The following is a 13425-nucleotide window of genomic DNA, read 5'->3' as shown; positions in this document are numbered from 1 at the left end:
TTCCCAGAGAGCGCACCCGGCCCGGAAACCAACTCACACGTGGTAAGGTTATTATCGGGATCACTGCAGAACGCGGTACGGCAAATCTGAGCCGGCGCGCACAGGAAAATTGAAGTGTCGTTGGCAACAGTCACCAACGGCGGAGCGTTTAAGTCAATGGTGACATTTATTGTATCGCGATCTTCGGCTCCGCACGAGTCAACCGCGCGCGCGATAAACTGGAAGGTGCCTTCGCCTGACGGAACAAAACAGAGCAGTCCGGTTCCGGCAAAGAGAGTACCGCTGCCTGAGAGCAGTTCTATTGTCGCGATATTCCCGTTCGGATCACTTTTCGTGAACGGCAGACAAATTTGAGCCACAGCGCATTGAGTTATCGTCGTGTCATTCCCAAACGAGAAAACAGGCGCGCTATTAATTGTAACATTTACGGTCATATTGACCGTATCAGCCGCCCCGCATGAATCGGCAACTTTGGCGACAACCGAATAGCTTCCAGTCGCGCTTGCAGTGAAACACCACTGCCCGGTGGAGGAGACTGTTCCCGCGCCTGAGAGAAGCGTCCAGGTCGGTGTGCCGCCATTGACATCTGTTGCGGTAAATTGATTGCAAATCTGTCCGGCGACGCAGAGGAAGGCGTTCAGAGGCGAAGCCGGATTGACCGCTATTGGCGCTGAGTTTATCGTCACGGTAGCTGTGAACTGACAAGTATCTGCGCCACAGCTTGTAGAGGCAATCACTGTCAAATTATACACGCCGGAACTATCAGCCTGGAAACAGACCTGGCCAGCCACGTATGTTCCAATCGGTGAAACAGTGACAGTCGCTCCGCTGCCTATAACTGACATCGGGAGGCAAACCTGATCAGCAGAACAAATAAACTTGCTGGCTGAAGGAGGACAGGTAATCGATGCCGCTTGGCCGACCGTGACATTGAACACGAGGTTACATGTATCCGCGCCACAGGCGGTTGTGGCGATAACTTGAGCGTTATAGGTACCGCTCGCATTGGCCGTGAAGCAAAGCTGGCCAGCTGAATATGTCCCGAGGTTGGTCGTGACTGTCGCGCCAGCTGGGGTGATAGCGAGGGCATAGCAGACCTGTCCGGTATCGCAGAGCGAGACCGGAATCGGGCCGACAGGACAGGTAATGTCAGCAGCCGCACCAGTTGAAACCGTCACAACAATAGTATCCCTATCGCTTGCTCCACATGAGTCTGTCACCGAGACTATCATCTGATAGCTGCCAGCCGAGGCCGGGGTAAAGCAAACTCTATTATTGAGCGTATCAATCGCTCCGTAACCTGATATAAAAACTTCGGTCAGCTTGGCTAACCCTTGCGGGTCAGATACCGTGTACGGCAGACAAATCTGAGCCGGTGTGCACTGGAAAATAGTTGTGTCAGATCCAAAGGCGATGACCGGAGGAGCATTCAATGTAATATTATATGTCAATGTCGTCGTATCGGCTCTACCGCAGGAATCAGCTACAATAGCGCTGATAGAATAAGCGCCGGCCAATACGGGTGTGAAACACCACAAACCGCCAGTCGTGAGAGTTCCCGATCCGCTTGCTTTGCTCCAAATAAGTGCTCCACCATTGACATCAGATGCTGTGAATTGGAAGCAGACCTGAGAGGCTGTGCACTGGAACAAATTCACCGGAGTTGAAGGATTGACCGCTACTGGGTTACTGTTGACTGTCACGGTATAGCTGATACTGGTTGTGTCTTTAGCGCCGCAGGAATCAGCCACAGTTACTACAACATTATAACTGCCGGAAGTACTTGGTGTGAAACAGAACAGACCGGCTGGAGTCACTGTGCCAGTACCAGAGAGTTTTGTCCAAGTGAGCGTTCCACCATTAACATCGGTGGCAGTGAAGGTATGGCACAGTTGAGCCGCTACGCATTGGAATACGGTCACTGACGGGGGATTGGCGGCAACAGGCGCCGAGTTCAGACCAACCGTCACAACAATAGTATCCCTATCGCTTGCTCCACATGAGTCTGTCACCGAGACTATTATCTGATATGAGCCAGCCGAGGGGGGGGTTAAGCAGACACGGTTATTGGCCGTATCGATTGTGCCCGAACCGGAGATTAAGACTTCGGTCAGCTTGGCTAACCCTTGCGGATCAGACACCGTATACGGGAGACAGATCTGAGCCGGTGTGCACTGGAAAATGGTTGTATCATTGCCAAAGGCGATAACCGGTGGACCATTCAAAGTTATGTTATATGTCAGGCTCGTTGTATCGGCTCCGCCACAGGCATTAGCCACGATAGCGCTAATTGAGTAGGCGCCAGCCGATACCGGTGTGAAACACCACAGCCCGCCAGCAGTAAGAGTGCCTGAGCCGCTTGCTTTTGTCCAAGTCAGCGTTCCACCGCCAGAGGCCGTAAACTGGAAACAAACTTGTGAGGCAACACACTGGAAGAGATTGACCGGAGTGGCCGGATTGTCCGCTATCGGCGGAGCTGTTTGGGTTACAATAAAGGTCTCGCATTCATTGGATGCCGACAAACTGACTCTGTCAGTGGTATCGCAGGCAGAATTGGGCGGGTCAGATGGCCCAGGCTTGCTCTCACCTAAAAATTTAATGCGAATCGCATAGTTTCCAACTGTATTAGGAATCGTCAGGGTGGCGCAAGCAATGCCATTAACATCGGTTAGAACCGTGTCATCGCCGTTTACGGCGACATTGTTCCCGCAGTTGCCGGGATTAACAAAAAAGATAATCGGACGACCAACTAACGGCATATCGGGACCGCCGGGGCAGGTCTGGGTTAATTTCCCGCATACATTAACCTGAGAATTTGCGCAAAGCGTGTCGGGAACGCCAGTTGAGAAAACAAGCTTAGTGCTTGCCAAATTGAGCTGTTGAGCATGTGCGGTTGTCAGCCAACAACATGCGAAAACAAAAACGGCAGACATAAGAGTCCAGCTTTTTCTTGAGTGAATCATGACCCCACCTGTATACAAAAAGAATTATTACGAGTGAAATGAAGGATTGTAAAATAATGAGAGAGGCGCTGAACAGTTTCGGAATCGCCGATGGAAGTTTGAAAACAAAACTCAATAAACGGTCGACCAGAACTCGTAGATTTAGTTTTTGTAGATACAGAACATGAACAATCTTTCATGCAATCACCTATGGTTTACCTAATTTTTCAAATCGTCTTAGAGTCGGGTGAATAAAGAAAGTATATGCTCGTCCAAGAACACCTTTCGACCACGCAATGACCCAACTCTACCTTGCTAACATACCAGCCAAACCCCTGCTTGTCAAGGGGAAAAGTGGCGTTTTATGGGGTTTTTTGGCTTTTTTTGCGGTTTTGGCTGATTTGGGCAAGATGGCTTCTTAAATCTTTCGTGCGGGGCTTCTCTGACCCGCACCCTTAGGGCGGAACCGTCTTCGAACCCGCCACGGAAGAGAAGAAGATGAGCTGAGATTGCCGCGTCTGCCCGCCGTGGAGGGTCGCGTCTGGGAAGCCGCTCCTCGCAACGACATGTAGTGAGTTTCGATATTACCCTCTACCCCTGGGAGAGGGGAGGGTGAAGGCTTTTTCATGAGGAACACAGAATCGCTGAACCACTGTCCGCCTTGGCGGAATCGCTACAAAAAGAAGAGAACCCGCCGCAGCGGATGCCCGACTGTCTTGAAGTGCCTGGCGTCCTCCGCATGTGGTTGAACTGACGCCTCTTTTCCGTACAGTCAGCTCCCTCTTATTATGTCATACCCCGCGAAGGCGGGGTATCCAGGGTAAATAGACGTGCAGTCCGCCAGGTCGGACTGCACCACATATTTTCGTGGCTGGTGTACTTCCTCGCCGCGCCTTCCCGCGCCCCCGCTACTTGATTCTTTTCAATTTTTCTATAAACTCAGACGCTTCACGTTTTGACAATCCCGCCGATTCAAGTTGCGCCATGTCCGGATCAAACGAAGACAAATTTTCTTTCAGAATCGCAAGCTCGGGTCCGGAGAACATGGCCGCATTGAGGCTATAATCTTCAAAAGCCTGAAAAGCGATCGGTGTGACGCTTTTCACTATCCCAGCCATAACCTCGGCATAGACCTGAATCTCTTTCTGAGCATGGTTGTCCATCCGCAGACGCAAAAAATGAAAGAGATTATGCAGATCAATTTTCCAATACCATTCCGTATACAGCGACAGCGGCAGAGCTATCCGCGCCAATTCCCGCGCAAGTCCCGCTTCGACATACCCCAGATATTTCTGGTAGGACTGTTTTTGGGACTCGGCAAGGTAGCTTCGCAGTTCAGCCTTTACCTCATCGGGGACGGCATCGCTTGACCTCCCCTGTTTATTGGTTTTTGACTGAAAATGGATGTCCTCGGCTTTAGGTCGGTAGAACTCTTCTTTCATAACCGAATAGCGGCCCGAGTACTCGTTGACATTGGCCGAGCGGTGGCGAATCCATTGACGAGCGACAAAAATCGGAAGTTTCACGTGAAACTTAAACTCCACCATCTCAAATGGTGTGGTGTGCTTATGGCGCATCAGATAGCGGATGAGACCGCGATCTTCCTGCAGTTTTTTTGTTCCGGCGCCATAGCTGACACGCGCGGCCTGCACGATGGCTTCGTCGGAACCCATGTAGTCTACAAGACGGACAAAGCCATGATCCAGGACATTAAATTCTTTGTCGAGCAAGGCATCGGCTTCGGGCGTATGGACGCGTGGCATAGGTTTCCTTTGTTGTGCAGTCTAATTCGTGACAGAATACAAATATTAAAGACACACCGCAAGCGGTGGAGTGCCAGAAAATATCGAGGAGACGCCCGGTACTTGCCAAGATAAAGATCACACCGTCCGCCGCGGTGGAGTGTGGCACAAGAAATTAAAGCAAACGGTCGATTCTGAATCGCTGCGAGGAGCGGCTTCATAGAAGTCACTCGAATTGTTTGACTGTGCTCCGGTTGGGGACTATCTTGTCTCTGTGAATGATCGCACCCTGAAAATCATTTCTCTGCTTCGATATCTGGTGATTTTTACTGCGATGGCTTCGCTGGCGCTTTTCTTTTACCAGTGCATCCGAAATATCAACAAGTTCGATACGATCGATCTCACATCCTATATTCGGGCCTCCGACTGTTTTTTCAACGGCGGGAATCCGTATGTCGCAGAATCACGGCGATATATCTATCCGCTTTTTCTTTTGCTGATCGTCTGGCCATTTCAGTTGCTTATGTCCGGTGCTGCGCTCAAAGGACTGAGCGCAGCTATCTGGTCGCTCGGTCTGTGCCTCTCTTTCTCTTTTGCTTTGACAGGATGCTGGAAATATTTGTACGGGGATCGCTCCCATATAGAAGCGCTCAAGAGACATTTCCTGCCTCTCTGTTTGATTGTCGTGATGCTTCATCCGTCCTTCCAAGATGAATTCCTGAACGGTCAGGTGAATTTGTTCGTCCTTGGAGGCACTGTCGCCTTTTTCCTTCTGATTGATCGAAACAAGATGTTCTGGGGAGCGCTATTTCTCGCAGCCGCAGCATCAATAAAAATTTCCCCGGGTCTATGTCTGCTCTTGCCGCTGTTGATGCGGCAGTATCGGACGGTTTTCTATTTTTTCCCGCTGATGGCGCTTTTCACAGTCGTGATCCCGTGGCTTGTCAATCCACACAGTCTGGATTACTATCGATATTTCGTGAGCGATGTCATGCCAGCCATTACCGGCTCGGATTTCGAGGGCGGTTTTAAGTCGTTTTCAATTCTCTCCACTTTGAGCTACATCTTCCATATCGCCTGGTACCCTCCATTGAAAATCGCCGTGGTGTGCGCCATTGCGGCGATGCTCTGCGCTCCGATCATTCTATATGGCCGCAAAAAAGGGACGAGGGAAAACAAGTGGGGTCGATTCGTAACCTTTGCCGCCATAGTAACGGTAATTCCGCTCACTTTCCCAATGTCCGAGGCGCATCATCTGCTCCTCCTCGTCGTACCCTATATCGCTATTGTGGCCCATTGGCAGAATGTGATTGAGAGTGGAAAGTCTCTGTTCCATGACTCGTTGGCATTGTTGTTTATACTATGCATTGTCGGATTGCACATTGGACACGGGCTCAAGGACACTCCCATACGTCTTTTCAGCCTGATTGGCATCTATGTGGGGATGATTCTTTTACTGAAAGGCCCGGCTTGTATTGTCCGAGGTTACAGACAGCGGGCCTGATGACGTCAGACTACCTATTTTGTAACATGCTCAGGAGAACGGGATAACCGCTCCGTCGGGGACGCCTGACACCACCGGCTGTGTTGTTGTAAGGAGCGCCGTCCCAGACGCGACCCTCCACGGCGGGGGGCGCGGCAATCTCAGTTAAATCTTCCGTTTGGTCTTGGCTATGTCCTTGCTTGAGCAAAGATATAGGTGCTAAGGCTTCCGAAGTCCGCCGCAGGTGGATGACCTGACGGTCACAGGGTGCGCGACCGGGACGTCCCGCACGAAGAATCAAAGAAGACATTTCCAATATGTCGTTGCGAGGAGCGCCGTCCCAGACGCGACCCTCCACGGCGGGGGCGCGGCAATCTCATATTATCCGATATTAGTAGGTCAGGATCCCAGCGATCCTGACGTCTTTTCTGTATGGAAGAGAATATGAGATTGCCACGTTTCACTTAAGAAAGTGAAACTCGCAATGACGGGATAGGGCGTCTGCTTTGATTCATGTGTTACATTTTGTCGTGTCTGCCCGCACGAATATCAACACTTCGTGGCTGGCCCCCCCTCTTGCGTTCTGTATCCCCCTTTTGTATCTTCGCCGCATATAATTTCAGAATCGCCAATTGCGCCATGCAATAGAGTAAAGGAGCAAGAGAAAATGACAGCCCAAGAAGCCTATCAGCAGCTAATCAAACAGACCCGCGAAGTCGCCGTGCTCGGATCATGCGGCGGAGTCCTCGGTTGGGACGAACGCACCTACATGCCCAAAAAAGGCTCGGCCTTCCGCGCCGAACAGCTCGGTGTGCTTGCCGGACTCAGCCACGAGAAGTTCACTTCGCCCAAAATCGGCGAACTGCTCTCAAAAGCCGAAAGCAACGGCTTTGGGAAAAATCCCGAGTCAGTCGAAGCGGTCAATATTCGCGAAATCCGCCGTGACTACGACAAAGCGACCAAACTGCCGAAAGAACTCGTTGAAGAAATAACCCGTGAGACGACAATTGCCCAAGGTATTTGGGTCGAGGCTCGCAAGAAATCCGATTTCAAAATGTTTCTGCCGTCGCTTGAAAAAGTTCTCGACCTCACCCGCCAAGTCGCCGACGCCTACGGCTGGCAAGGTGAACGCTACAATGCCCTGCTCGATATTTACGAGCCGGGCGCCACAGTCGATGAGATTTCAAAAGTTTTTGAAGAACTTCGCGTCGATCTGGTTGACCTTGTCGAGCGGGTCAAAAACGCGCAGAAAAAACCCGATGTTACTATAGTTGAGCGCGAATACGATGTCGAACTCCAAAAAGTCTTTGGCGAGGCGGTTGCGGCGGCAATCGGTTTTGATTTCGATGCCGGACGGCTCGATATTACCACCCATCCGTTCTGCAGCGGCTTTGGCATTAACGACACCCGTATCACCACGCGTTACAATCCAAAACGCCTCAACGACGCCCTTTTTGGTGTAATGCACGAAGCCGGCCACGCGTTGTATGAGATGGGTATAGAAAAAGATAAATATTTCGGATCACCGATGGGCGAAGCGGTCTCGCTCGGTATCCATGAGTCGCAGTCGCGGATGTGGGAAAATCAGGTTGGCCGCTCCAAAGAGTTCTGGGCTTATTTTCTGCCCCAAGCAAAACGGATATTCAGGGAATCGCTCAAAGATGTTGACCTGAACGAGTTCTATGGCGCGATTAACTATGTCACGCCTTCGTTTATCAGAGTCGAAGCTGACGAAGCGACCTATAATCTCCATATTTTGCTTCGCTATGAGCTTGAACGCGCCCTCATGTCCGGCGATCTCAAGGCATCCGACCTTCCCGGCGAATGGAACAGCCGCTTCAAAAAGTATTTCGGTCTGACGGTCGACAAGGACAGCAACGGCTGTCTTCAGGATGTCCATTGGTCCGCGGGATTGATTGGTTATTTCCCGACCCACACTCTCGGCAATCTCTATTCAGCACAATTTTTTGCCCAAGCCAAGAAGGATATTCCCGACTTGATGGGTCAATTCGCTCAAGGGGATTTCAGTAAACTGCTCGCCTGGCTGCGTAAGAATATCCACACGCATGGGAAAAGATTCGTAGCCAAAGAACTTGGGAAGAAAGTGACCGGACAAACCTTGTCCCATAAACCGCTTGTAGAGTATATGAATAAAAAATACGGAGAAATCTACGGGATATAGAGCCGACGAGTGGTATGATAAAACTCAGCAATTTGAGCCGCGAGTGAGTTAACCAATACCTCGCGGTCGTGAGGCTTTGTTTGATTAGATGCTGATTATGCCTTCGTAAATGAGGTACGGGATAATAATATAGAGAATCGTGTCCCGGATAAGATAAAAGAGGAAAAAGGCGAGGATAAATTTCCAGCCGCGGGATTTGACTTCTTTCCAAGACTTGGGAAAGCGAAGTTTCTGCCTGAGACGTTCCCGAAATGGGGCTTTGGCCGGTTTTGCCAACTCCCTGCTCGATTTAGTTTTTTCTGTTTTAATCATTACTTACTTGCTCACTTATCTTTCAACATACGCAAATAGGCCGGAAAATCAAGCTTCTGCAATAGAAAACGATAATGGAACCGGCCAATTGGTACAGATCAAACTGCAAATAAACAACACTCTTATTGAAACCCTGCTATCTCTTGGATGGTTCTATGCTGGTATGTCCTTGTTTAGATCTCATATCCGTCTCCTTCCATATATAGATATAGTAGATCTGAAACCCAACTCTCCAGTATTGGTTTCGTAAAATTATCTATGAGAACTTTCTATCCTGTAATCTTTGGCGGTGTGCTCATTTTGGCGCTGGGACTGATAGAGCTTCTGCTCCTGCGCACGCTAAACAAATCATGGTGGCAGAAGAAAGTAATCCGTCGTCTTGCCTGGGGGCTCCCTCTCTCAGGATTGGTCATGATTGGCCTCTGGGCTCTGGGTGAATACTACCAGCTTATGTGGCTTGCCGTTGTGGCTCGATTGCTTATCGGCCTTATTATCCTCAGTGAACTGGGACTCATGCTTTCTCTTCCCATTTCCGGCATTCTGCACTGGGTAGATCGTCTTATTGACCGTTTCGTTCGACATCGAAACGTAGAGGATTCACATGTTGACCGGCGTCGACGTCTTTTCCTCAAAGGCGCCGCGGCAGTAGTACCGTTGGCAACTTTGGGCATAACAACCGGAGGAACTTTGCACGCATTTAGTCCCATTAGTATAGTCAGGAAACCAATTGGTTTCACATCGCTCCCGCAGGATTTGGAAGGATTGAAGATTCTTCAGCTTTCAGACCTCCATCTGTACCACTATGTCACCCTCGATGACCTGCGTCAGGTAATCGCTTCGGCATCAGAACACAAGCCCGACCTTATCCTTGTGACAGGTGACATAGCCGACGATCTCCGTTTGCTGCCTGAAGCGCTTAAAATGATAGATGAGATGAAACCAAGGCTGGGTTGTTACGCGAGCCTTGGTAATCACGAGTATTTCCGAGGGGTGACGGAGGTTCGGCGGATATTCGATAAATCGACCCTGCCCCTCTTTGTAAACGAGGGGCTTCGGATCCCGGTCGGAGGCTCACAGTTGTTTATAGGCGGAATCGATGACCCACGAAGCATGGGAGCCAAGGACGAAGCCTTTTTCAAGCGGACAATCGACCAAACACTCCAGTCCGCACAGGACGAGGATTTTGTTATTCTCATGTCCCATCGGCCGGATGCCTTTGATTATGCGGCAGAGCGCTCCATACCATTGACTCTTGCCGGGCACACTCATGGCGGCCAGGTGGGGGTTATGGGGCGGTCAATCTTCGAGAACTATTTCCCCGACAGATACCTCTGGGGTGAATATGCTCAGGGTGAAAGCCGCCTCTATACCACCTGTGGGGCGGGGCATTGGTTCCCATTTCGCCTCGGATGTCCGACCGAAGCGCCAATTATCGAGCTGGTTTCACTGCAAGCATAGGCGAGAAATCCCTATATTTCCCTGTTTTCCCTCTGAAAACCTTCAAAAAAATACGATTCATTGCTCTTTTTTCTTGCGCTGAAAATAAAAACAAAATACACTTTACCTATGACAAAGCTCGAAGAGCAACACATTCGATGTTTTGTCAGAGATCGATGCGTAAGAGTAAACAGGGTTTTTAAACCACTTAACCAACCATTAGGGTAAAGGAGCAACACATGGCAGTAGCCAAGAAAGCAACGAAGAAAGCCGCTAAGAAAAGCGGAGCAAAGAAGAGCACAGCCCGCAAGGCGACTGTGAAGAAATCGCCAGCCAGAAAAGCCACAGCAAAGAAGAGCCCAGTCCGTAAGGCCGCTCCGAGAAAAGCTGTCGCGAAAAAAGCCGCGAAGCCAAAAGTAAAACGCAAACCGAATGCGGCGTTTATGCGTCCGATGTCGCTCTCGCCTGAACTCGGCGCAGTGGTCGGTAACTCGCCGATCCCGCGCACTGAAGTCACAAGAAAGCTTTGGGCGTATATCAAGAGCAACAAACTGCAAGACAATGTCAATCGTCGTATGATAAATGCCGATGACAAACTCAAGCAGATTTTCGGTGGCAAGACAAAAGTTTCAATGTTTGAAATGACCAAATTGGTCTCCAAGCACCTGAAATAAATCACGTGCGTATTGATTATTCGTGCCGGTCTGTAAAAACAGACCGGCCTTTTTATTTACCGTATGAAATGTATATTCATGTTATATTCAGCGCATGATTCGCGCTAACATTTCCCGACTGCTTATTCTCCTTGCTTTAATAATTCCTACTGAAACGTTTGCCACCGAATTTTGCACCACCGGCCATGTACAGGGATTTGGCAAACCGGACACAGTTATCGAAACCATTCATGGCATCACAGTAACTGATCCATTTCGCTGGCTCGAAAACGGGGGGGGCAAAAAAGCGCAAGAGTGGCTGGACTCCCAACATATTTATGCCCGTGCCTGCCTGAGTCAAAGTGACCTAAACGGAGATATCCTCCACCGTCTGCAGGTTCTCCAGGCGTTAGAAAAAACAGAACTGCCGCGCGAAGCCAACGGACGATTTTTTTATCTCAAACGAAATGCAGGCGCGGCTCTTCCTGCGCTCTACATGAGAATTGGTGTGGATGGAGCCGAGCGAATGCTTCTCGACCCGAAAATAATCGACAGCGCTCTTTCCACCACTATAGAGCTTATTGATTTTTCGAGCGAAGGCAATCTCCTTGTATATGCCCTGCGCAGCAACGGCGCTCAAGAGACAACGATTCGAATATTCGATGTCGACAAAGCTCTGACATTGCCTGATAGCCTTGCGGCGTCGATCTATTTTGCAGGCTCGGTAATTCTATCACCTCAGAGAACGGGCTTGTATTACAGCCGGCAGGAGATCGATGGCCCTCGTGTGTACTATCACCGGATTGGTTCGGCGTCCCAGACAGACTCTCTTATATTTGGACAAGGGTACGAAAGCAATAAATACATCTCACTCTCAAAATCTCAATTCGGCCGTCATGTTACTCTGACTGTCCATCACGGCTTTGGCGCGCTTCGCACCGAGGTTTATCTACTCGACCCGTATAAACCAGATTCGATTGTTACGGTTGTCAATAATATCGACGCCCGATTTATTCCTTATGCTCTCGGCAATCGCATCTATTTGCATACAGATTGGCAGGCCCCGTACGGGCGGCTTCTTGTCGTCGAAGCGCAAAACCCGCGACAGGAAAACTGGCTCGAGTTTTTACCCGAAGAGGCCGGAGTGATTGATGCCGTGACATTCTCTGGAAGCCAAATATGTGTTCGATACCTCCAAGGTGTGCTCACAGCCTTAAAGTTCTTTGACCTTGAAGGAGCCTTTACTCGGGAGTTCACGTTTTCAGAAATCGGAACGATCGGTCTGCCTTCGGGTCTCTACTCAAGCGACACTCTCTTTTTCGAGTACAGTTCGTTTGTCCACCCCCCGGAGATTTATTGGTATTCTGTCGCAAACGGGAGCAAGGGAATCTGGGTTGAAAGCGCAAATAAGATGAAGCGGGATCAATTCGTAACCAAACAGGTTTGGTATCAATCGAGTGACAGCGTTGAAATCCCGATGTTTATCACGCACCGCAAAGGATTATCCCTCGATGGTTCGCATGCGGCTCTGATTATCGCCCCTGGCGGCCAAGGCAAAAGCATGCTTCCATTTTTCAGCGAAATAAATCAGATCTGGCTTGAAAATGGCGGTCTTCTCGCTGTGCTGAATCTTCGCGGAGGGGGTGAGTTTGGCTCGGAGTGGCATCGCGCGGCGGTAAGTGAGAATAGGGTTATCGCTGTCAATGACTGTGTGGCGGCGGCAGAATGGCTGACTGAGCAAAAGTATACAAATTCATCCAGGATGGCAATCTTTGGGAGTGGCATCGGAGGGTTGACAGTTATATCGGCCATGTTACACAAGCCAAATCTCTTCAGTTCAGTGGTTTGTGAATCACCGCTTGCTGATCTGGTCCGCTTTGGGAATTTCTCACTGGGACGGTTGTGGGAATCCGAGCTTGGCTATTCATCGGACAGTACCGATTTCTCTCGGTTGTTTGCCAGTTCTCCTTGTCAAAATGTACAATATAGAGACTACACCGATATGCTCTTTGTGACCGGTAACGAAACCAGTTACATAGACGACGCCCACACTCGCAAAATAACTGCTTCCATACAATCGATAATCTCAGTTAACTATCCAGCCTTTTATCTTGGTCAAAAGGCGCACGACCCGGCAATACATTCTTTTATAGAGAGAAAGATTTTACTGGAGAGAGATATTCTGGCATTCTTTTTTAGATTCAAGCATTCGAATTGGCCGGACAGTTTCAGAACAGAATAGATTCCGGATTGGGGTTGGGGTGCAATCTTGTATTTCCCAATATTCGTAGGTCAGTGGTCCCCGTGATCCTGACAACTGCACAATGTCATCCCGGCGCAATCCGGGAACCAGGGCATCTTCTCTTCCTCTTGTGGCGACGAACCCCCGTGGTTCGGCGATTCTGTATTCCTCACGAATACGCCCTCACCCTCCCCTCTCCCAGGGGAAGAGGGTAAAGAACAAATCACACCGTCCGCCACTATCGGTGGTGTAACCTCACATTGTCATTCCAGCGAAAGCTGGAATTCAGGGTAAATAAATGTGCAGGCCACATATTAGAACCCACTATGAGCGGTGGCATACCCGAATGAATAGAAGATGGATTCTCCGCCCCGCCACAGCGGGCAGGCGTGGCGGACTGGAATGACACTACAATGATTCGTTGCGAGGAGC

8 protein-coding genes are annotated in these 13425 nt (G+C 49.9%); 5 read left to right on the top strand and 3 right to left on the bottom strand.

Going from position 1 to position 13425, the window contains the following annotated elements:
• Together SGI97_09175 and thyX are read right to left on the bottom strand one after the other, a co-directional pair.
• Window positions 1-2963, bottom strand: a 2963-nt coding sequence (locus SGI97_09175; protein ID MDZ4724056.1) for a hypothetical protein, incomplete at its 3' end; no start/stop codon positions are given.
• A gap of 887 nt (window positions 2964-3850) precedes the next feature.
• Window positions 3851-4705 carry an FAD-dependent thymidylate synthase gene (thyX, locus tag SGI97_09170; protein ID MDZ4724055.1) on the bottom strand — a complete coding sequence of 285 codons (855 nt, stop codon included), beginning with the start codon at window positions 4703-4705 and terminating at the stop codon, window positions 3851-3853.
• A gap of 253 nt (window positions 4706-4958) precedes the next feature.
• Between thyX and SGI97_09165 the strand changes: the two genes are divergently transcribed.
• Window positions 4959-6188, top strand: coding sequence for a glycosyltransferase family 87 protein (locus tag SGI97_09165; protein MDZ4724054.1), 1230 nt, complete (start codon window positions 4959-4961; stop codon window positions 6186-6188).
• 646 nt (window positions 6189-6834) lie between these two features.
• Complete coding sequence (locus tag SGI97_09160) at window positions 6835-8349, top strand: carboxypeptidase M32 (protein ID MDZ4724053.1); 1515 nt, start codon at window positions 6835-6837, stop codon at window positions 8347-8349.
• An 84-nt stretch (window positions 8350-8433) separates the two neighbouring features.
• Here the strand turns inward: SGI97_09160 and SGI97_09155 are convergent, their stop codons facing one another.
• Complete coding sequence (locus SGI97_09155; GenBank protein MDZ4724052.1) at window positions 8434-8661, bottom strand: hypothetical protein; 228 nt, start codon at window positions 8659-8661, stop codon at window positions 8434-8436.
• Between the two features lie 258 nt (window positions 8662-8919).
• On the opposite strand from SGI97_09155, the gene SGI97_09150 reads away from it, so the two are divergent.
• From SGI97_09150 to SGI97_09140, 3 genes are all read left to right on the top strand, one after another.
• Window positions 8920-10119: a metallophosphoesterase gene (locus SGI97_09150; protein ID MDZ4724051.1), complete on the top strand. Its 1200-nt coding sequence runs from the start codon at window positions 8920-8922 to the stop codon at window positions 10117-10119.
• 218 nt (window positions 10120-10337) lie between these two features.
• On the top strand, window positions 10338-10772 hold the full coding sequence (locus SGI97_09145) for an SWIB/MDM2 domain-containing protein (protein MDZ4724050.1): 435 nt from the start codon (window positions 10338-10340) through the stop codon (window positions 10770-10772).
• Between the two features lie 94 nt (window positions 10773-10866).
• Window positions 10867-12993, top strand: a complete 2127-nt coding sequence (locus tag SGI97_09140) for a prolyl oligopeptidase family serine peptidase (protein MDZ4724049.1) — start codon at window positions 10867-10869, stop codon at window positions 12991-12993.
• Window positions 12994-13425: the final 432 nt, after the last annotated feature.

The organism is Candidatus Zixiibacteriota bacterium (assembly GCA_034439475.1).
In the GTDB taxonomy this organism is placed as follows: domain Bacteria; phylum Zixibacteria; class MSB-5A5; order GN15; family FEB-12; genus JAWXAN01.
Note: the sequence above shows the minus strand (reverse complement) of the source record. Positions and strands in the feature narration are given on the sequence as shown.